Origin of the sequence: Marinomonas aquimarina (assembly GCF_900089755.1) — a bacterium.
GTDB classification, from domain to species: Bacteria; Pseudomonadota; Gammaproteobacteria; order Pseudomonadales; family Marinomonadaceae; genus Marinomonas; species Marinomonas aquimarina.
Window position 1 is genome coordinate 1 of the sequence record NZ_FLOC01000028.1, and the last position, 22,108, is coordinate 22,108.

16 protein-coding genes, 1 tRNA gene and 1 riboswitch are annotated in these 22,108 nt (G+C 48.9%); of the genes, 6 read left to right on the top strand and 11 right to left on the bottom strand.

Going from position 1 to position 22,108, the window contains the following annotated elements:
* Positions 1-564: 564 nt before the first annotated feature.
* Positions 565-2,538: a methyl-accepting chemotaxis protein gene (locus MAQ5080_RS16665; protein WP_067206122.1), complete on the top strand. Its 1,974-nt coding sequence runs from the start codon at positions 565-567 to the stop codon at positions 2,536-2,538.
* Positions 2,539-2,620: 82 nt separating this feature from the next.
* On the opposite strand, the gene serA is transcribed toward MAQ5080_RS16665, so the two are convergent.
* The gene (serA, locus tag MAQ5080_RS16670; protein ID WP_067206119.1) at positions 2,621-3,850 is read right to left on the bottom strand and encodes a phosphoglycerate dehydrogenase; all 1,230 of its coding nucleotides are present in this window, start codon (positions 3,848-3,850) and stop codon (positions 2,621-2,623) included.
* A 216-nt stretch (positions 3,851-4,066) separates the two neighbouring features.
* Here serA and MAQ5080_RS16675 point away from each other — a divergent pair, with 216 nt between their 5' ends.
* Positions 4,067-4,498 carry a hypothetical protein gene (locus tag MAQ5080_RS16675; RefSeq protein WP_067206115.1) on the top strand — a complete coding sequence of 144 codons (432 nt, stop codon included), beginning with the start codon at positions 4,067-4,069 and terminating at the stop codon, positions 4,496-4,498.
* A gap of 34 nt (positions 4,499-4,532) precedes the next feature.
* Here MAQ5080_RS16675 and trmA read toward each other — a convergent pair whose 3' ends face one another.
* The 10 genes from trmA to tkt form a co-directional block, all read right to left on the bottom strand.
* Positions 4,533-5,627: a tRNA (uridine(54)-C5)-methyltransferase TrmA gene (gene trmA, locus MAQ5080_RS16680; RefSeq protein WP_067206112.1), complete on the bottom strand. Its 1,095-nt coding sequence runs from the start codon at positions 5,625-5,627 to the stop codon at positions 4,533-4,535.
* A gap of 90 nt (positions 5,628-5,717) precedes the next feature.
* Positions 5,718-6,686, bottom strand: a complete 969-nt coding sequence (locus MAQ5080_RS16685) for a hypothetical protein (RefSeq protein ID WP_067206109.1) — start codon at positions 6,684-6,686, stop codon at positions 5,718-5,720.
* Positions 6,686-7,381 (bottom strand): 5'-methylthioadenosine/S-adenosylhomocysteine nucleosidase, encoded by a 696-nt coding sequence (mtnN, locus tag MAQ5080_RS16690; RefSeq protein WP_067206106.1) that lies wholly within the window; start codon positions 7,379-7,381, stop codon positions 6,686-6,688. Before mtnN ends, MAQ5080_RS16685 begins: the two co-directional genes overlap by 1 nt.
* A gap of 5 nt (positions 7,382-7,386) precedes the next feature.
* Complete coding sequence (locus MAQ5080_RS16695) at positions 7,387-9,855, bottom strand: LuxQ periplasmic sensor domain-containing protein (protein ID WP_197464555.1); 2,469 nt, start codon at positions 9,853-9,855, stop codon at positions 7,387-7,389.
* Positions 9,856-9,935: 80 nt separating this feature from the next.
* Entirely contained in the window at positions 9,936-11,054 is a 1,119-nt protein-coding gene (locus MAQ5080_RS16700) for a type 1 periplasmic-binding domain-containing protein (protein WP_067206099.1), read from the bottom strand.
* 121 nt (positions 11,055-11,175) lie between these two features.
* Positions 11,176-11,260 (bottom strand) — tRNA-Leu (locus MAQ5080_RS16705).
* Positions 11,261-11,349: 89 nt separating this feature from the next.
* Positions 11,350-12,417, bottom strand: coding sequence for a class II fructose-bisphosphate aldolase (gene fba, locus MAQ5080_RS16710; RefSeq protein ID WP_067206096.1), 1,068 nt, complete (start codon positions 12,415-12,417; stop codon positions 11,350-11,352).
* 256 nt (positions 12,418-12,673) lie between these two features.
* Positions 12,674-13,837 carry a phosphoglycerate kinase gene (locus MAQ5080_RS16715; RefSeq protein ID WP_067206094.1) on the bottom strand — a complete coding sequence of 388 codons (1,164 nt, stop codon included), beginning with the start codon at positions 13,835-13,837 and terminating at the stop codon, positions 12,674-12,676.
* A 29-nt stretch (positions 13,838-13,866) separates the two neighbouring features.
* Positions 13,867-14,898 carry a type I glyceraldehyde-3-phosphate dehydrogenase gene (locus tag MAQ5080_RS16720; RefSeq protein ID WP_067206091.1) on the bottom strand — a complete coding sequence of 344 codons (1,032 nt, stop codon included), beginning with the start codon at positions 14,896-14,898 and terminating at the stop codon, positions 13,867-13,869.
* 68 nt (positions 14,899-14,966) lie between these two features.
* Positions 14,967-16,967 carry a transketolase gene (gene tkt / locus MAQ5080_RS16725; protein ID WP_067206088.1) on the bottom strand — a complete coding sequence of 667 codons (2,001 nt, stop codon included), beginning with the start codon at positions 16,965-16,967 and terminating at the stop codon, positions 14,967-14,969.
* A 211-nt stretch (positions 16,968-17,178) separates the two neighbouring features.
* Positions 17,179-17,254: riboswitch (SAM riboswitch) on the top strand.
* A 75-nt stretch (positions 17,255-17,329) separates the two neighbouring features.
* On the opposite strand from tkt, the gene metK reads away from it, so the two are divergent.
* The 4 genes from metK (at position 17,330) to gshB (ending at position 22,066) form a co-directional block, all read left to right on the top strand.
* On the top strand, positions 17,330-18,493 hold the full coding sequence (gene metK, locus MAQ5080_RS16730) for a methionine adenosyltransferase (RefSeq protein WP_067206085.1): 1,164 nt from the start codon (positions 17,330-17,332) through the stop codon (positions 18,491-18,493).
* A gap of 51 nt (positions 18,494-18,544) precedes the next feature.
* Positions 18,545-19,276 carry a 16S rRNA (uracil(1498)-N(3))-methyltransferase gene (locus MAQ5080_RS16735; RefSeq protein ID WP_067206082.1) on the top strand — a complete coding sequence of 244 codons (732 nt, stop codon included), beginning with the start codon at positions 18,545-18,547 and terminating at the stop codon, positions 19,274-19,276.
* Between the two features lie 153 nt (positions 19,277-19,429).
* Positions 19,430-20,953: a TolC family outer membrane protein gene (locus MAQ5080_RS16740; RefSeq protein ID WP_067206079.1), complete on the top strand. Its 1,524-nt coding sequence runs from the start codon at positions 19,430-19,432 to the stop codon at positions 20,951-20,953.
* Between the two features lie 159 nt (positions 20,954-21,112).
* Positions 21,113-22,066, top strand: a complete 954-nt coding sequence (gene gshB, locus MAQ5080_RS16745; protein ID WP_067206077.1) for a glutathione synthase — start codon at positions 21,113-21,115, stop codon at positions 22,064-22,066.
* Positions 22,067-22,108: the final 42 nt, after the last annotated feature.

Sequence of the window (22,108 nt, forward strand, 5' to 3'; positions counted from 1 at the left end):
TCTTCAACCCTAAGATTAAAGAACGTAAAGCGAATTGACATGGTCACTTGCTTAAGACTTCAAAGTTTTTGAGAAGTCTCCAGCGAGCGCCCACACAAATTATCTGATTATCTATTTTAAAGAGCGTCTGACTCGTTGTGCACTTCGTTGTTGTGAAGCGTTGTCCGTGTCAGTGGGTGTGTATAATACGCATCAGAATTTTCAGCGCAAGTACTTTTTCAAACATTTAATAAAAAAGTCACTCAAGCGTCATATCTTCTTAAAGGGTATGTAGTTTTAGTCTGTTTTATGAGCAAAGGCAAGAAAAGCTGTGCTTTTTTTATACCTCTTTAAGAGAGGCTCTCAATAGCTGTATAAAGTAGGAACTACCCTTTCCACTATCTAAGCTAATAAGACATTGCTTTAGCTGTACATTCTGAACAAAAACGACACTTCGTTACATATAAAAGGCAATTCAATTACAAAGCGCTACATAAAGCCAATCGGAAACAAAACTGTCATATTTTCATAATAAAGTAGGCCACATCTAAAACCCACTCTAGCAAAATAGAAAGTGAGCGGACCTTGAAAATCTCCCACGTTACTCGCGCGACAACGTTTAGCTATTTAGTGATCGCAGCCGCCTTAGCTGCCCTACTGATATGGAGTACACAGCAATACCGAGCGGCTTTTGAACAAAGCGACTCCTTTAACCAAGTATGGCAGGCGTCCGCCATCCAACTTGAGCAGCGTATTGAGGGCTATTTGTCTTCAGGTGAAGCATCGCAACTACAAGATGCGGAAACTTTTATCTCTGAACAAATCAAGCCAATGCTGACAGCCCTGCCACTCGCATTGCAGACCTCTTTAAATGATCGCCTGGATGCCATCTTGGCCAACTTGCAATCCGATGTGCGCGCAGCAGGCAAGCTATCAGGTAACCCTTATGCTTTGGTGGAAAACAACACACGTCAGATGCTGCTGTCGTTAGACTATTTAAACCAAACATTAAATGATGCTACCGATGTCGACCCTAATCTGGCGACCAGTTACTTAAAAGCGCAAGGCAACATGTACGCTTCGCTGGCGGTGCTGCAACAAGCATCCAATGACTTCTTACACAGCCAGACGGCAGCCAATCGCGATTTGCTACAAAGTGCCAATCAAAACCTAATCGATCAGGTGCAAGCCTTTATCTCCCTGCCAGCATGGCAAGACAACTCGGCGAGCGATGACAATGGTGGTGACGACCTTTCTGCCCTGATGGGTTGGGGCAGCGAAGAAACCAGTGAAGACACTAGCGATGCGTTTGAAGAAACCAAGAATGAGCTAAACACTTGGGCAAACCGCTACATGAAAGATGTGGACAACAGCCTAGTTGTATTAGAGCAAGCCGCCGCAGCGAAATCCGGTGTACGTCAACTGATCGAGCAATTAAGCCAGGAGCTGAATAAGGGTACAGAGACCATCAAGGCATCCACGGCCGCATCTGAGCGTAATACCTTGATTGCTTTCGGTGCTTTTGTGTTGATCATGGTGCTAACCACTATCACGACTCACCTATTTCAAAGCCGCATCGTGGTTAACAGCGCACGCGACCTATACAACGCCGTCAGAGCACTCGTTGAAAGTGACAACATCCACCAGCTATCGGTGAAGAACAATAAAAACGAGCTAACGGACGTGGCACGCTACCTCAACCGTTACTTAGAGCAAATTGCCGTGCAACGCACACAAAGGGACACTGAGCTGAAGAACATCTCAACGTCGCTTAATGAAATGCTCAGCGCCTTTGGCCAAGTGCATGATTTAAGTGTGGCCTCTAAAGCCGCGCTTGAACAAACGGTAGAACAGGCTTCTCACGTAGATGTACTGGCAAACAAAGCGGAAGTGCGTGCAAAAGAGGTAGAGAGTTACGCCCATGACACCAGTGATGCCATGGAACTAAGCTCTAAACAAGTATCAACACTAGAACACGCTAACCAAACCACGGTCGAGCGTCTACACAACAGTAAAGATGCCTTGGGCAGCCTAGAAAACTCAGTATCAAGCGCCAACTCTATTGTCAGTGGTATTCGTGATATCGCAGAACAAACCAACTTGTTAGCACTCAATGCTGCGATTGAAGCGGCTCGCGCAGGGGAAGCCGGTCGTGGCTTTGCCGTGGTGGCCGACGAAGTGCGTACACTGTCGGGACGCACGCAGCACTCATTAGAAGAAATTACATCTATTTTCGACTCGCTAACGACGTCTACAACTAACTTGCGCAAGAACCTAGAACTGATTGAGTCTGCTTCGTCTGAGCAACGTACGCTGACCTTAGAGCTTGGCCAATCGGCACAGGCGGTACAAGAGAAGTCACACCAGTCGACGGTACTATCACGCAAAGCCTCAGGCTACGCTGAAGACCAAAAGCGCAGTGTCAGCTTACTCACCGAAACCGTTGAAAAAGTACGCTCGCAGGCAGATGAGTCTGAACGCTTCTTAGCACAAATGACCAGCAACGTACGCCAGAAGATTGACGATATAACCAGCACTTTAGGCATTCGTGCTGACTAGTTGCCAGCACGATTGAGCAGACACAAAAAAGCCAGTGCGATGGGGGTCACACTGGCTTTTTATAGCTTAAATAGAGGCTAGATTAGAACAGTACGCGCGCTTTGATCGTACCGTCGACTTCTTTGACCTTCTCAAGTGCCAATTCGCCCATCTGCGCGTCCACTTCCATCACCATATAACCTAGCTTGTCGGTGGTGCGTAGGAACTGCCCCGTGATGTTGATATTGTTATCAGAGAAGATCGCGTTGATCTTAGATAGCACACCTGGGCGGTTTTCATGGATGTGTAGAATACGGTGTTTGTCCGCTTGTGACGGCAACGCTACTTCAGGGAAGTTCACGGCTGCCGTAGTAGTACCGATATCGGAGTACTGAATCAGCTTCACGGCCACTTCCACACCAATGTTTTCCTGAGCTTCCATCGTTGAACCACCGATATGCGGCGTCAGGATCACGTTATCCAAGCCACGCAAAGGTGACACGAACTCTTCCGCATTGCCTTTTGGCTCCACTGGGAACACATCGACGGCCGCGCCTGCAATATTGCCCGCCTTAATCGCTTCCGCTAAGGCCTCAAGGTCTACCACAGTGCCACGAGAGGCATTTAGGAAGATCGCGCCTTTTTTAATCTGAGCAATTTCTTGGGCACCAATCATCATCTTAGTGTTGGCGGTTTCTGGTACATGCAAAGTGATCACATCACAAGTAGACAACAGCTCTTCTAAGGATTTCACTTGGCGCGCATTACCCAGTGGCAACTTGGTAATAATGTCGTAGAAGCAGACTTCCATCCCCAGCGACTCAGCCAAGACACTCAACTGGGTACCAATGCTACCGTAACCGACAATACCTAAACGTTTGCCGCGGGTTTCGTAGGAGCCCACTGCTGACTTCATCCAGCCGCCGCGATGACAAACAGCGTTTTTCTCTGGAATGCCACGCAACAATAGGATCATTTCACCTAAGACAAGCTCTGCCACACTGCGCGTATTTGAGAATGGAGCATTGAAGACAACGATACCTTTGTTGGATGCCGCTTCCAGGTCAACTTGGTTGGTACCAATACAGAAGCAGCCAATCGCTACCAGCTTATTAGCATGCTCCAGAACCTTGGACGTCAGCTGAGTACGAGAGCGAATTCCGATAAAATGGGCCTCGGCAATTTTCTCAATCAACTCGTCTTCGGGAAGCGCGGTTTTATGGTATTCAATGTTTTCGTAACCAGCGGCATTCAACGCCTCAATAGCAGATTGATGCACGCCTTCTAATAACAAAATTTTGATTTTTGCTTTTTCTAAAGAAGTGTTGCTCATGATTTTTTTAGTATCTCTATGGTTTGGAATGTTGCTTAAACATGTTAACACACAACCAAAAACGACAAAGCGAAACCTATCGGAATGTATTTCATTGCAAGACGACGAATTCTCAGCGACAAAAAACTTTACACGATATCGATGCATTTACACTGGCAAGCAAGCTTCTTCAGCACTAGAATGAGGTGGTCAAAAGTTAATCAGACGAGGTAAGCTATGGCAATTGAAGGCATTAACAACAACGTAGTCAGCCAAAATCCACTGGACGACCAATTGCTTGTGCCTGCTGCGGCCCCTTCAACTAACAATGGCAGCTCAGTCACTAACAGTGGCAGCGTGGCACCAGCTTCTGTAGATGTGTCAGTCAGCATTTCAGCTGAGGCGCAACAGTTAGCTCAGGACAATATCGCCGCGACGACGGTTGCACAAACCAGCTCAACTGACTCGGGAGCAGATGTCACCACCGCATCGCAGTTTGGCGCCAGTGCCACCTCTAACAATTCTGCCGTGGCCGCTGAGGTAAATGGCAGCTCTGGCAATACGCTAAACGCGGCCCCGTCTAACTCCACACAAAGTGGTAGCGTTGCCTCACAGTACAACATCAGCCCAGATTCAGCACTAGGGCAAACCATCAACTTTTCTGCTTAGCTCAGCGCCATTTAGAAATACGTCCTAGAACGACCTAACGTCGTTCTAGGAAAACACCCGCTTCAACGTGGTGGGTGTATGGGAATTGATCGAACATCGCAAAGCGTGTCACTTTATGGGTGCTAGAAAGCGCTTCCAAATTGTTCTTTAGGGTCTCAGGGTTGCAGGAAATATATAGGATCTGATCGATCTTACGCACCAACTCAACCGTACCATCGTCCAAACCTGCACGTGGCGGATCGACCAATACCGCAGAGGGATTCAAGGTCGCCATACCGGCTTGTACTAGGGCTTTTGGTAGCTCCCCTTCACCGTTTAACGCGGCAGAAACGTCTTCACTGGCCATTTTCACTACCTGCACATTGCTCATACCATTCATCGCAATATTAAGGCTGGCAGAGTTTACCGAGACTTTTGCAATCTCGGTACCGATAACTCGGTCAAAGCGGCGTGCCAAAGGAATCGAGAAGTTACCGTTGCCACAGTACATTTCCAATAAATCACCAGAGCATCCTTGTGTGACATCCAGCGCCCATTCCAGCATCTTTTCACTGATGCCAGCATTGGGTTGTGTAAAGCTATTTTCCACCTGCTGGTAATGGTATTTGCGACCATTCACCGTCAAAGTTTCCATCACAAAATCACGCGTCAGCACTTGCTTACGTTTACGACTGCGACCGATGAAGTGGCAAACAGGAAATTGCTCATTAAGCGCCACAGCCGCCTCATGCCATGCCTCATCGATTGGTTTGTGATACAGCATGCTGATCAGCGCTTCACCTGTAGTGGTGGTTAAAAAGTCCACTTGAAACAGCTTATGACGTAGCACTGGTAGATCGCGAATCGCATCCAATAACTTTGGCATCAGCTCGTTAATCAAGGTCGAGGCGGCAAGGAATTGGTCGACACGAATCGGAGTACGAGGATCTGCGGAGTCAAACATTGCGTAATAGAGATCTTCCCCTTCATGCCAAATTCGGAACTCTGCACGCATACGGTAGTGGCTGGGTGCGCTCTCAAACACTTCCATTTCTGGCAGCTCAAGGCCTGCCATCAGAGCATTCAGTGTCTCTTTCTTAGACTCTAATTGAGCAGAGTATTGTTCAGGTTGAATTTGATCGGGTCTCATGCAGTTATCCGCTAAAGGTATTCGTAGGGGTTGGGCGCGGCATTATACAAAGAGTCTGGCTACTTTGCGAACGATGCCTAGGGCTTGGCTTTATAAAAAGCCAGGCCCTAATAATACTTCTAGTGAGGCGGTCAGAGAAAACTCAGATTGGTAGTCATTTTCTCGCTCATAGGTCATTTGCGGTTTAAGCTGGCCAATCAACCAATTGTCATGTAGCAAGCGCTGGTATTCAACAAAGTATAGGAAGCTCTCTGCACGCGGTGTACTGCCTTCTTGCAAATAACTGAATTGGTAGCGTAATTTGCTTTTATCAGACAAGCGCTGGTTTAAGAAGAGGTTCTCACGCCAGAAGGTGTCCGCCTCGACTTCCAGATAGGTGACACCAAAATCTGCACCAAACTGATAATTCGGAGAGAGTTGACGCAGCGCCTCAATACCGTAACGGGCACCATAGCCCAGCGTATAGTAGCTGAAGATAGATTCTTCTTGGCGAATGCCCCATTTTCCCAGTGCCATATCCTGTTTAAAGGTTATACGCACAAAGGGGTCCACAGGCATCTCGACCAACAAACCCATATCAATGTTCGCGTTCCACTCTTCTTTAAAGTAGCGCAACATGGTCGCAAAACGCGTGTTTTGCGCCGACTGTAGCAGACTCTGTCCAGGTTCATTATCAAATAGGCGATTATCTTGCGTCAGTTCATCGGCATCGGATTCAATAATCAGGTCCAAGCGATTTTCGGTGTTCGGTAAATGTAAACGGGCGTCGAGATTAAAAAAACCTGAGACCCCGTCTTCACTCTCGACAATCGAACCAAACGTCATACTGACGACACTTTCCGAGACCGAATCATGACGTTTACCAGAAAAGAAGGTGTCCAAATTATTGGACCACTCCCCCACGGTATTGGACATGTTTTGGTGGGTGGATTGCCACCATCCTGGCTCAGGTTGATCAGAAGGTGCCACTACTGTGTCAGCCTGCGCCAAAGGCCCCCACAGCATCGCTGTGCACAACAGACTACCTAGCTTCGACACACTCTTAATCAACCTAGTCATTACATTTCTCGCAACATCGCACGGATCATTAAAGAAGAATTCTGCGCCGCTACGGTTAGATATTCTTCAAAGCTTGCTGGCGACTCTTTATCCGCCACATCAGACAAAGAGCGCACTACGACAAACGGCACTGCGAACTTATGACACACTTGGGCCACTGCTGCCGCTTCCATCTCCACCGCTTTTAGGGTTGGGAACGAAGCACGTACCGCTGCCACACGTTCAGCTTGGCACATAAAGACGTCACCCGTACCAATTAAACCCACCTTAGCTTTGACCTGCCCAACACTGGCCACCGCTTTTTGCGCTAATGCCATCAGCGATGCGTCTGCCGCAAAAGTCTCCGGCATGCTAGGCAATTGTCCAATGGCATAACCGAATGCCGTAACATCCACATCATGATGTACCACAGCGTCGGAAATAATGACGTCACCCACTTCTAATTCTGGGTCGAAACCACCTGCTGAGCCAATATTAATCACAGCAGAAGGCTTAAAGTTAGCCAATAGCAGAGTCGTGGATACCGCTGCATTGACTTTACCGATGCCCGACTTAAGCAAGACAACATCAGTGCCATCCAACTGACCGGTGAAAAACTCACAACCCGCCACTTCCGTCGCTTGAACGTTTGTCATCCACTCTTTGATCACCGCGACTTCTTCGTCCATGGCTCCGATCAATCCAATCACACTCATAGTTGCTAACCTTTTTGTTTCAATGTTTGTAACAGCGCGTCAATTGCCGCCTCGTTAGGCAGCTGTCCGCCTATATCTATAAAAGGCATTGTATCAGGTCGTTCCGGAAAATCCTCAAGCACAAACCACTTCGTGTTGACCAATTTCACCAAATGAAGTTTCAGCGCTTTTTGGGCAGCTTCTTGGTCTAATACTAAAATCACCACTGGGTTGGTGTGGCGTAACACGGACACCAAGTTTGCAACATCGCTTTCACGACGTGCAATGAAATCATTCGCGCTGAGCTCAGACTGCCAAATCACTTGGCTAATATCAGTGCCACCGGTAATGATAAAGTTAGTGTCATGGGTGGCCCAATCGCCCAGGCTGATCGGCTCTAGATGCTCCAACTGCGTCAATTGCTTGGCTAAGCGATAAGGCATTAGCTGATGGGGGAATAACGTTGGCTGCCTCTCCGCGCAGCCCCCCCTATTGGCACACACATAGACAATGGGCAACGCCGCTTGGCCACTGGACGCCAGCAGTTTCTTCACATTCTCCGCCGCTAACACGTCATCCCCCACGGCCACCATCATGGCATCGTAACGATGACGATAAGACATACTCGTACCAAAGAACTCAGAGAATGAGGAAAAAGCATCTAGGTTTACATTGGCTGCGAGTAAGGCATCAATGACCCGCCGGTTGTCGGCATAATCATTATTGATGTACGCCACGCGCTTCTCTGATAAAGAGAAGCTTTCACCTTCATCATCCGCCACCAGCGCCGCACTGAGTTGAATACGCCCACTCGGTGCTTGCTCAAAGCGACCTTTGACCAATTTAGGGTATTCGTTGCGCAGCCAGTCCAAGGCAGGGGAAACTTCCTCTGCACCGTACACCTTGATCACCAGACCATTTCGGTCCCAGCCAATATCAATATAGCGCCCAGAAATAGCACTGTAATAACAGTGCATCAAGGCAATCGTAATCAAAGCGCGATGGTCCGGCGTCCAATGAAACTGTTTGGCCGCATCCTCTAATGCCAACTCGATCTTGAATTGACACTGTTTGGCATTTGGCTGCAAATGTTGCTCTAGCGCATCCTGCTGCTCACACACCATTTGCCCTAACGACATTAAGTGATTTTCGGACTTGCTCGATGCGGCAATCCCATCTAACAATTCGCCAATCACCACCAACCACATGGTGGCCGACTGGGGCTGCTGTACCAACCAAGCTGACTGACACATCAACTCATCCCGTAGTAGGCTATGCGGCGGTTGCGGACGATCCAATGCATGCTTCGGAAAGCGATTCGCCAAATTCCAGCGCAAACGGCGCACTTCACTGGCGTCTTTGCCAACCAGCATCACACTGCGAAAGCCATATTCGTTGATGAAGGTATGCGTTTGGAATTCATAGACTTTGTTTTGCTCAGACAACTCCAACTCAAAGCCGCCGCCATACTCACCTTTCAGCGCCCGCTGAATCGACTGATGACAGCCAATCGGAGTCATATCAAAAACGGTTTTCGCCCGATCAAAATAAGGAAACACCATTTTGGCTTCCTCATTCAGCGACGTCACTCGCGCAGATTCGTCACAGAACACAATCGCCGACTGCAATGAGTTTAATAGCAGTCCAAGATGCTGATCACGCACTTTCAATAGCTCTTGAAAGTGGTTCATTTGCGCCATCAACGGCTCAAATTCTTGAAAATTAAGCGTTTCTAAACGGCCTAAGGCAGGCAGTCCAGCAATCGGTCTAAACATAATGCGTTGTGCGGACACCATCACCAAGCCAAATAGCAGCGCCATCAACACAATCACCATCAAACAGCCAATCAACACCCAGCGGCTAAAGGACTCCAACAATGGGCGGGCATAGCGTACCTCGACGGAGAACTTCTCGCCTAAGCTTGGCAACAACAAGGTCGCTTCATGACGGATATAGTCGACTTCTTCACTATAACTGCTTAACTTCTCTACCAGCAGCGACTTACCCAGCACATCATTAATACGTAGATAATCGGCACCCGCGCTGGTGATCAGGTCACTGGCCAAGGCCAAGTTATTGTTCAGCGATATAAAACCGTAGAAGAAGCCTTGGTTTTGCCCGGCGCTGTTATTCTCGAGAGGCTTTTTATAAATCAGTAATTCACTCTGATCACTCGAGGTAATGTGTTGCCAAGCATCAGTCGGCGCACTTTGAACTAAGCTGGTAAACGCATCCTGCGTGTATAGCCGTACCCTTGGGTCTTCCATCACCAGCCCATCTTCTTTTTCAATGTAGAAGAAGTCTAAGCCACCAAAGAACAACACATCATGCAGTTGAAACAAAGCATCTAAGCTTTCCCCATCACTGACCTGCTCCGATAAATATTTCACTTCAAAATTGGCACGGTCGAGGTAAGCGGAAAAGCTCATATGCAAGGCTTGCGTACGATGCTCTAAGGCGGCTGAGGCATAGTCTCGCTGGGTAAAAAAGTCCATCACCCAAATCACTAGGCACAAAGAAAAACTGATTAACAGGAAAGGGACAAGAGCGTTACGTTTAAAACGCCTGCGCAGACTTAACGTGGCCATAGGGATGAAGAGTATGGAACCGCTTGCTGAAAGGTCAATTGACGAGTTTGCTCATCCATTTCTGGCGTCAACATATGGAAAGACTCCATGTAAATCCTTGGCAATAAACGCGATTCAATATCTCCCTTGATCGCTTCAGCAGTTGCTATAGCCATATTATCCTTCATCTCCAAAACTGTAACCATTACAACGCCCTCTTGGCTTGCTTGCCCAATCGACTTTTGTCCTAGCCAAGCATTGGTCGTAGCCGTGCTGGCTCCTCGCTCAGAAATCGCCCGTGCCACCCCTTGAGCAATATTGGGAGTACAGGAAAAAATAAAGTGTGCCATTAAAGTATCCATACCGCGCTCCAGCACCGCTTGGGCCGCAGAATAAGCTGGCGCCGCTTGATCCGATACTTGATAACTAAAGCGTACTTTATGGCCTAAGCTACTCTGCTCATTCTCGAATATCTGACAGTATCGCTGATTTAAATAGGCGTCTTGCGTCGAGATCACATCGATCATTGCCCGTTCTGGTAGCACTCGATGTAAGTAGCTCGCTAAACGCTGCATCATTTTCGCACTATCAATACCAATATAAATAAGCGGTGGATGCAAGCGCCACGCTGAGAACGGCGCAATCGCATTGAGTACTACCACCGCTATCTCATCACGCTTTAAAATCCGTTCCAGCAGAGGACGATTGTAATCATCCACCCCATCAACAATGAGATAATCAAAGTTGGCCGCTTCTATTTTCTTAAAGGTATGCAAGGTGGCGTAAATGCCATCATCACGCTCAGCATGAAAAACATCGAGCCGAAAATCAATATTCAGCTCTTGCATACGCCGTTTAAAGGCAACCACCCAAGCCTGATTACTGGGTAAGTCGGCACTGCCACGCAGTACCACAGCAATTTTCTGAGTATCAGGTTGGCTCGCCGCCATGGGAATGGGCTGTGAGTGCACACGTACAGACAATTGCTCAATCAAGGGCAATTGGTTGGGATTGGCATCAAGGTATCGCTGTAGGCTGAGTGCAGACTGACCATAGTTATACGCCCACACATGTGGCGTTAACACTGTGGTAAGCAAGGCAGCGATGAAAAGGCGAAACACGAGCATAAGCGGCTTAAGTCTTTAGTGATACAAGACATTCTAGCGAGAACCGCTCTGAAAGAAACACAATCGTGTCAAAAAGGCATAAAAAAAGCCGAGTCACTAAATAACTCGGCTTTCTTTAATTTGGTGCGGAAGGAGAGACTCGAACTCTCACGCCGTGAAGCACTGGAACCTAAATCCAGCGTGTCTACCAATTCCACCACTCCCGCAAGGAATGGCGAGCATTATAGGCGAACCATTTTTCAGGTCAACACTTTTTTAAAACAAATTTAAAAAAGTTGCTCGCGCATTCAGAGTCTTAGAAACGACGGCCGTTTGCGTACTCACCGTGCTCGTAACGAATCGCCATTTCTTCAAGATCCATGGTATGAATACGTGATGCTTGACCCGCTGAACCAAACGCTTCGTAACGATCGATACATACCGCTTTCATCGCTTTGATACTTTCCGTCAAGTATTTACGTGGATCGAAGTTACCTTTGTGCTCAGCAAGGCTACGACGGATCGCACCGGTTGCCGCTAGACGAAGGTCCGTATCAATGTTGACTTTACGTACACCGTAACGGATCGCTTTCACGATCTCTTCTACTGGCACACCGTACGTTTCTGAGATCTCACCACCGTTTTGGTTAATGATTTCTAACCAATCTTGTGGCACAGAAGACGAACCGTGCAACACGATGTGTGTGTTAGGCAGTCGCTCTGCGATGCGGTTGATACGTTCGATGTCTAGGATGTCTCCGGTTGGTGGACGAGTGAACTTGTACGCACCATGACTAGTACCGATCGCTACCGCTAGCGCATCAATGCCAGTCGCTTCAACGAAGTCAAACGCTTCGTCTGGATCTGTTAGCATTTGCGAGTGGTCTAGGATGCCTTCTGCGCCCACGCCATCTTCTTCACCTGCTTGACCTGTTTCTAGGGAACCTAGACAGCCCAATTCACCTTCTACAGAGACGCCACATGCGTGTGCGAACTCTACTGTACGACGTGTCACATCAACGTTGTATTCGTAGCTTGCAGGTGTTTTACCATCTGCCATCAAAGAGCCGTCCATCATGACAGATGAGAAGCCAAGCTGAATCGAACGCTGACAAATTGCTGGGCTCGTACCGTGATCCTGGTGCATGACTACCGGGATGTGTGGGTAATCTTCGATCGCCGCTGCGATTAGGTGGCGAAGGAAGTGAGAGCCTGCGTACTTACGCGCACCTGCAGACGCTTGCATGATTACAGGCGAGTTCACCTCGTCTGCAGCTTCCATGATCGCTTTAACCTGCTCCATGTTGTTCACGTTGAACGCAGGTAGGCCGTAATCATGTTCCGCGGCATGGTCCAGCAATTGACGCATACTAATTAAAGGCATAAAAGTTTCCTCTGACAATGAAGTTTGTTTGGTGTCCTTGTCGTCAACAAAGCACCCATTAATGTATTTTCATGTGCATGTGTGTCACACACGGCGGTACGCCCTGTCCGCCTTTATCGTTATATTGTCATTCTGTCTAATGACAGACCGGTCACTCTCTAGTGTTAGTGATTATAGTGATGAGATGGTCCTCATGACACATCTCATCGTGCAGGGTGATCCCTGTCTTATTCAAGTATAAGCCTGAGGCTTTACACTAATTTTGCGTGCGCGACTCTAACATAGCAACAGCTGGAAGCACTTTTCCTTCAACAAATTCTAGGAAAGCACCACCGCCCGTTGAAATGTAAGACACTTGCTCAGCAATCGCGTATTTATCGACTGCTGCTAGCGTATCACCACCACCAGCGATTGAGAAACCTTCGCTGTTGGCAATGGCCATAGAAAGTGCTTTGGTACCTTCACCAAACTGGTCGAACTCGAATACGCCTACTGGGCCGTTCCAAATGATCGTTTGCGCACTTTCCAACAGACCCGCAAGCTTCGCTGCCGCCTTAGGACCGATGTCTAGGATCATATCGTCCGCGCCCACATCTTTCGCATCTTTCACCGTCGCTTCTGCATCAGCAGCGAACTCAGTTGCGACAACCACGTCTTCTGGTAGAGGAATGCTAACCTTTTCCATCAAGGCTTTTGCTTGTGGGATCAAATCGGCTTCGTATAGCGACTTACCGACAGGGAAGCCCGCGGCCGCTAGGAATGTATTGGCGATACCGCCACCAACGATTAGCTGATCCACTTTGTCAGACAAAGATTCCAGTACCGTTAGCTTAGTCGATACTTTCGAACCACCAACGATGGCTGCCATTGGGCGGGCAGGCTTCGCTAACGCTTTTTCTAAGGCTTCAAGTTCTGCAGCCAACAAAGGGCCAGCACAAGCGACTGGAGCAAATTTGCCAACGCCATGCGTAGAAGCTTGCGCGCGGTGCGCGGTACCAAAAGCGTCCATGACGTAGACATCACACAAGGCCGCCATTTTCTTAGACAGCGCTTCGTCGTCTTTCTTCTCGCCTTGGTTAAAACGTACGTTTTCAACTAAAACAAGCTGACCGGCTTCTACCTCAACGCCGTCCAACCAGTCTTTGACTAGTGGTACGTCTTGGCCTAGCAGACCTGCTAGATGATCGGCAACCGGCTGCATTGAGTACTGTTCTTCATACTCGCCTTCCGTTGGACGACCTAGGTGAGACATCACAATCACTTTTGCACCAGCTTCTAGGGCAAGCTTCAGTGTTGGTAGCGCCGCACGGATACGTGCATCACTAGTCACTTTGCCATCTTTTACCGGCACGTTAAGGTCTTCACGAATCAACACACGTTTGTTCGCAAGATCCAAATCGGTCATTTTAATTACGGTCATGCACGATTCCTCGTCGTTTTTAAAATCAGTTAGTGCTCTGCACTATCTTCCAATAATTGTTGCCAATAGCAAGCTACATCCAACATGCGGTTGGCATAGCCCCATTCGTTATCAAACCAGCACAGCAGCTTAATCAAGCGACCATCGACCACTTGAGTCTGAGTGCCATCAATAATCACTGAACGCGGGTCATGATTAAAATCCACAGAGGCATGAGCTTCTTGAGTGTAGCCTAATAAACCGGCGTATTTAGAAGACGCCGCCACTTGCAGTGCGGTATTCACCTGCTCCGCGGTGACATCTTGTTTGGTGCGTACCACCATATCGATTAATGAGACATTGATCGTCGGTACTCGGACCGCATTAGAGCTGATCTTACCGGCCAGCTCCGGCATCATGCGACCAATGCCACGATCCAACCCAGTGTTCACTGGGATAATGGAGCTCATCGCCGAGCGTGTTAAACGCAAATCCTTGGTATGGTAAGCATCAATAATCGGCTGATCGTTCATCGCCGAATGGATGGTTTGCGTCGCGCCATGCTCAACACCACACAAGGCTTGCAGGGTATCTAATACCGGAATGACACAGTTGGTGGTACAGGACGCCGCCGAGACAATGGTTTGCTCTGCCGCCACCGTCTCATGGTTAAAGCCATAGACAATGGTCGCATCCACGTCTGCCGAGGCTGGTTGCGATAGCAGTACGCGAGGTGCTCCCGCATCAATAAAGCGCTGAATCTGATCGCGTTCGGTAAAGACTCCCGAACACTCCAACACCATATCCACATTCAGTGCTGACCAGTCCAAATCTTCTGGGGCTTGCGCGCTAAAGCACTGAATTTCATCTTCACCAATCAATAGGCTATCGCCCTTAATTGATACTGGCTTAGGAAAGCGGCCATGCGTCGTATCATAGCGCGTCAAATAACTGATCGTCTCGATGTCAGACAATTCATTAATCGCCACCACATGCAAACGGTCTTGATAGCCGTTTTCATAGATCGCTCGAAGCACTGATCGGCCAATTCGGCCATAGCCGTTAATCGCTACTCGCAACATAGTTCTCTTAAATCATCTCATAGCAACAAAAAAGAGGAGCCTAAAGCTCCTCTTTCGTTGTGAAGCCGTTAGGCGTTCAGCAGTTTCTCTGCTGTGGCTACCACGTTTTCAACCGTGAAGCCGAAGTGTTTCATTAGGTCGCCACCCGGTGCTGACTCACCGAAGGTGCGCATACCGACCATCGCACCGCCGAAGCCAACGTACTTGTACCAGTAGTCCACGTGTGCCGCTTCAACTGCCACACGCTTGGTCACACTGCTTGGTAGAACAGACTCTTGGTAGGCAGCGTCTTGCGCATCAAAGGCATCCGTCGATGGCATAGATACCACACGTACTTTCGTGCCTTTCTCAGCCAGCGCTTGAGCAGACTCAAGTGCTAGGCCTACTTCAGAACCGGTCGCGATTAGGATTAGCTCAGGTGCGCCTTCGCAATCAGACAGTACGTAACCACCTTTGGCGATGTCCGCTACTTGCGCGTCAGTACGAGCAAGTGCAGGCAGACCTTGACGGCTGAATACCAAAGACGTTGGACCAGAACGACGCTGAATACCCGCTGCCCATGCTACCGCAGTTTCGGTTGCATCCGCTGGGCGCCATACTGACATGTTTGGTGTCATACGTAGGTTAGCAAGCTGTTCAACTGGCTGGTGCGTTGGGCCGTCTTCACCTTGACCGATTGAGTCGTGGGTGTAAACGAAGATGTTTTGAATGCCCATCAAGGCTGACATGCGCACTGCGTTACGTGCGTATTCCATGAACATCATGAAAGTCGCGCCGTAGTTGATGAAGCCACCGTGTAGCGAGACACCGTTCATGATGCCGCTCATACCGAACTCACGTACACCGTAGAATACGTAGTTACCCGCTGGATCTTCTTGGATGCCTTTTGAGCCAGACCATAGCGTTAGGTTAGAACCCGCCAAGTCAGCCGAGCCACCTAGTAGTTCAGGTAGGATTGCACCGAAAGTACCGATCGCGTTTTGAGACGCTTTACGGCTGGCAATGTTTTCGCCCTTCTCTTGGCATTCTTTGATGTAAGCTGCCGCTTTTTCAGCGAAGTCAGCTGGCAGTTCGCCTTTGATCACGCGACGTTCGAATTCTGCCGCTAGTTCTGGGTAAGCCGCTTGGTAGGCTTCGAATTTCGCTTCCCACTCAGATTGCGCTGCGGCACCTTTAGTTTTCGCGTCCCAACCTTCGTAAACGTCTGCTGGTACTTCAAATGGTGCATGTGACCAACCAAGGAACTCACGTGCTGCCGCGATTTCGTCGTCACCTAGTGGTGCACCGTGACAGTCGTGCGAACCTGACTTGTTTGGTGAACCAAAACCGATGATGGTCTTACAACAGATCAGTGTCGGCTTAGACGTTTCTGCTTGAGCTGCTTCGATCGCCGCTTTAATCGCTTCAGGATCGTGACCGTCTACGTCTGCAATCACATGCCAGCCGTACGACTCAAAACGTTTTGGCGTGTCGTCTGTGAACCAGCCTTCTACATGACCGTCGATCGAGATGCCGTTGTCATCCCAGAATGCGATCAGTTTACCAAGACCTAGAGTACCCGCTAGAGAACATGCCTCATGTGAGATACCTTCCATCATACAGCCGTCGCCTAGGAAGCAGTAAGTGTTGTGATCAACAACGTTGTGACCTTCACGGTTGAACTGTGCTGCCAGGGTTTTCTCAGCGATCGCCATACCGACCGCGTTACTGATACCAGCGCCAAGCGGACCAGTCGTTGTTTCAACGCCTTCCGTATAACCATACTCAGGGTGACCAGGAGTTTTTGAGTGCAGTTGGCGGAATTGCTTCAGATCTTCCATTGCCAAGTCATAGCCTGAAAGATGTAGCAAAGAGTAAATCAACATAGAGCCATGGCCGTTTGAAAGAATAAAACGGTCACGGTCAACCCATTTAGCATCAGTTGGGTTGTGTTTTAGAAAGTCATTCCAAAGCACTTCAGCAATATCAGCCATGCCCATTGGGGCGCCTGGGTGTCCAGATTTTGCTTTTTGAACCGCGTCCATACTTAGTACGCGAATAGCATTAGCAAGTTGTTTACGAGACGGCATTGATCATCCACTCCTGGTTTATGTACGAAATGTCGCATCATTCTCCATGCTAACCCTAGCACTTGCAACGGCGTCAGGCTGCGCACACCCAATAAATGAGCAAAGAGAATGAAATTGCATAAAGATGGCGGTGATCATAGCAAAAAAGCCGCCTGCGCGCCCTATCAAATCCACATAATTGCTTGAATTTTAGTCGTTGTTACGTCATTATCTGCGCCACAGCGTCGATTTGTTTCGGCTTGCGGACGCTATATAAAATCAGCTAAACAGAAGCAGGATAGCCTGTTTAGCACATTCATCAGCTAAGCGGGTTTTTTTATGCCTGTTTGGCGCTCTTGAGTTACATTGATAGAGGCACAAACATGTCAGAATATTCTCTATTTACCTCAGAATCTGTTTCTGAAGGTCACCCAGATAAAATCGCAGACCAAGTATCCGACGCGATCTTGGATGCCATCCTTAAAGAAGACTCCGAAGCACGTGTTGCCTGTGAAACCCTAGTGAAAACTGGCATGGTTTTGGTAGCAGGTGAAGTGCGTACGAACGCATGGGTTGACATCGAAGAGATCGCTCGTGGTGTGGTTCGTGACATCGGCTACAACAGTTCAGAAATGGGCTTTGACTGGGAATCTTGTGCCGTTCTTAACGCCATCGGTAAGCAATCGGCAGACATCGCAGTCGGTGTTGACGAAGCCAGCGATCACGAACAAGGTGCGGGTGACCAAGGTCTAATGTTTGGTTTCGCGACCAACGAAACGGACGTACTCATGCCAGCTCCGATTACCTACTCACACCGTTTGGTTCAACGCCAAGCTGAAGTACGTAAAAACGGCACCCTAGACTTCCTACGCCCAGACGCGAAAAGCCAAGTGACATTCCGTTACGACGAAAATGGCAAGCCATGCGCCATCGATGCGGTCGTTCTATCGACTCAGCACAGTGCGGCAGTGAAGCAATCTGACCTGCGCGAAGCGGTGATGGAAGAAATCATCAAGCCAGTGCTTCCAGAAGAATGGCTATCTAAAGAGACTAAGTACTTCATCAACCCAACTGGCCAGTTCATCATTGGTGGTCCAGTAGGTGACTGTGGTCTAACGGGCCGTAAAATCATCGTAGACACTTACGGCGGTATGGCGCGTCACGGTGGTGGTGCATTCTCTGGTAAGGATCCATCCAAAGTAGACCGTTCTGCGGCCTACGCAGGTCGTTACGTAGCGAAAAACATCGTTGCCGCTGGCCTTGCTGACAAGTGTGAGATTCAAGTGTCTTACGCGATTGGTGTGGCAGAGCCGACGTCAATCAGTATCAACACCTTCGGTACTGGTAAAGTAAGCGACGCGCTTATCACGCAATTGGTACGTGAGCACTTCGAACTGCGTCCAGCGGGTCTAATCAAGATGCTAGATCTTAAGCGCCCAATCTACCTACCAACAGCGGCTTACGGTCACTTTGGTCGTGAAGAAGCAAACTTCACTTGGGAACGCACAGATAAAGCGGACGTGCTTCGTAAAGCTGCCGGTTTATAATTTCGCGGATTTCCGTTATAAAAGCCCTCTCAACAGAGGGCTTTTTTATTTATGCGCATTCCACGTATCCACGTCGACCTACCACTTGCTGAACACACCACTTTTGATCTACCAGACGGTGCTTTCCAACACTGCTGTAAAGTACTGCGCTTAAAAGAAGATCACCCGATCATTCTCTTCAATGGCCAAGGCGGCCAGTACCATGCCAAGCTGACCAACGTACAAAAGCGTAGCGCACAAATCGCCGTGGCAGACTTTGTTGCGTTAGATAACGAATCTCCCCTTAAAGTGACGATCGGTCAGTCAATCTCCCGTGGTGAGCGTATGGATTACGCCGTACAAAAAGCCGTGGAAGCAGGGGTTTATAAAATCCAACCCTTGTTCAGTGAGCGCTGTGAAGTACGTCTCAACGATGCACGCCTAGAAAAACGTGTGCAGCACTGGCAGCAAGTCGCCATCAGTGCGGCAGAACAATCAGGGCGAGGTATTGTTCCAGAGGTCTGTTTCCCGATCCCCCTAGAAGACTGGGTAACAGAATGTAACGATATGTTAAAGCTTGCTTTGCATCATCATAGCGCCCGACCCTTGGCTCAGTTTTCTCAGCCAGAGAACCAGCAAGTCGCGCTGTTGATCGGCCCGGAAGGCGGATTATCTGAGCCAGAAGTCAGTCTTGCAGAAGCACAAGGGTTTGCCGCCGTCGCCTTAGGACCACGGGTATTGCGCACCGAAACGGCCCCTATTGTGGCGTTAACAGCCTTGAACTTACTATGGGGCGACATCTAGCCACTTACGATTTGTTACATTTTAGCTGGGACTTTAACACGAATAGCTTGTTTAAGAATTTATTCATTTCCTAAACTGAAATTCATAAACAAGTAAGTTCTAAACAAACTAGACTAAGCTTTTACAACACCCTTAACACGTTAGGTGAAGCCCATGTTTCAACGTAAACTCGTTGCTAGCGCTATGGCCCTAGCAACTTCACTTTGTGCCCTGCCTGCGCTGGGCATTACCCTGGAAGAAGCAACCTATCAAGCCATCGAACATAACCCGCGTATTCGACAGGCGATCGCCCTCTTCCGCGAAAGCGTAGAGAACACGGAAGTGTCTCGTCGTAACGGCTATTACCCTTCTGTTGACCTGAGCGCGGGTATCGGTCGTGAACGGACGTATGACTATCAAGGTACGGGTGAAGACGTCGACTTGACGCGTCGTGAGCTGACCTTATCACTGACACAACCCATCTTTAGCGGCTTCAGCACGAAATATGATGTGAAGCGCTTGCACGCTGAGGCGGAAGCCAACCGTTGGAATGCACTCATCCAAGTGGAAAATAAAGCCCTAGAGGTGTCCGAGGCTTACACTGATGTATTACGTAATCGAGAACTTTTTCAGTTAGCCATTTCCAACCTTGAGACCCACAACCGCATTTATCAACAAATTCGTACCGCCAGTGAATCCGGCGTTGGCCGTCAATCGGACTTCAGCCAAATTTCAGCACGTTTAGCCAAAGCGGAAGCCAATCGTCTCTCTGCACTGGATAATCTGCGTGCCGCCGAAGCCGCCTACGTTAATGTCGTGGGTGATATGCCACCCGAAGAGATGATCTACCCCGAAGCGGATCGCTCAATGCTCCCCACTTCATTAGAAGAAGCGGTGCAGCAAGCGGTTACAAGCAACCCAGCAATCGATTCAGCACGCTGGGATGTGGCAGCGACAGAACACTATATGAGTCAGACAAAGTCTAACTACTATCCACAAATCAACTTTGTGTTAGAGCGCTCATGGGATGAGAATATTGATGGTCGAGAAGGCGATGATGAAGACCTGATTGCCATGTTGCGAATGACTTACAATCTGTACAACGGTGGTGCCGACAAGCGCACTCGAAAAGCAGCGATTCAACAGAATGTGCAAGCTTCAGAAATCCATCGCAATACTACCCGCGAAGCCGAGCTGACAGCGCGCTTAGCTTGGGCCTCCTACGAAGCATCGTTAGGATCAAAATCCTACCTACAACAATATGTGACCGCGACCAAAGAGTCTCAAGTGGCGTACGCACAACAATTTAACTTGGGCCGCCGTACCTTATTGGACGTATTGGATAGTGAGAATGAGTTATTTGAGGCACGCCAAGACTACGTCAATGCCGATTTTGACGAACTTTATGCAGAGTTCCGTTTGCTCAACAGTAAAGGCGATTTAATGCGTGCCTTGCGTATTTACCAACCTGAAGAGTTTGGTATTGAGCAACGCATGATCTCCAAAGAACGTACCGAGCCAGTAGCGCAACCGGTGTTGCCGGCAAGCCCTCTGGCACCGCAAACAGAGGATATGTCTGCTGGCGAATACGCACCGGCTTCACGCTCAAACTCTGGTAACAGCTATCAAATACCTGCCGAAAGCAACGAGGATGGCGTGCTCTTTATGGAAGCGCCTGCCGACAGCGGCGGCTGGTAAATCTTTATAACGGTGCAGCCCTGCTGCACCGTTATCTCCTTGTCCGATATTTTCTTAGTGCAAGTCTTATCTTTCCTGTCCCGAGTCCTTATACTCTTTCTCATCTTCATATTTTTCGCTAGGCCTTGTGATGCCTATGCGCGGTAACAGGAAACACTCATGACCATTAAACTCGGCATTGTCATGGACCCGATCCAGTCCATTAACTACAAGAAAGACTCGTCACTTGCCATGCTTTGGGCCGCCGCAGATAAAGGTTGGTCACTGTACTACATGGAACAAAAAGACCTGTACCTTGACCGAGGTAAAGCCTTCGCTGTCAGCAAGCCACTGTCCGTGTTTAAAGACCCTGAGCATTTTTATGAGCTAGGTGACGAAGAAGTCATCGCCATGGGCGACTTTGATGTGATCTTGATGCGCAAAGACCCGCCATTCGACATCCCATTTATGCACACCACCATGATCTTAGATCAGGCCCAGCGTGACGGCGCTATGGTGGTCAACAATCCGAAAGCGCTGCTTGAGTGCAATGAAAAACTGTTCGCCACGCAATTCCCGCAATGCTGCCCAGAAGTGCTGGTCACCCGTCGTGCGGACCTGTTGAAAGCGTTCCATAAAGAGCATAAAGACGTCATCTTCAAACCCCTAGATGGCATGGGCGGCAGCTCCATCTTCCGCGTCAAAGAAGACGACGCCAATGTCAGCGTGATCATCGAAACCCTCACTGAAATGGGCTCGATGCAGATCATGGCACAAAAATACATTCCCGAAATCAAAGACGGCGACAAGCGTATTTTGATCGTCGACGGCACGCCCATTCCTTATGGTCTATCTCGTATTCCGGCTTCAGGTGAAACTCGCGGTAACCTAGCGGCAGGTGGTCGCGGCGAAGGTCGTGAACTGACTGAGCGCGAGCGCTGGATCTGTGATCAAGTGATCCCGACGTTGAAAGAAAAAGACCTACTGTTTGTCGGCTTAGATGTCATCGGTGACTACCTGACCGAAGTCAACGTCACCAGCCCAACGTGCATCCGACAGCTGGACGATCAATTTGGCTTAAATATTGGCATGACCTTGATGGATTCGATTGAAGCTCGCCTAAACGCTCGCTAATCTCTGTTCATGCGCACGATCGACCGCTTTTCTATCACCTTG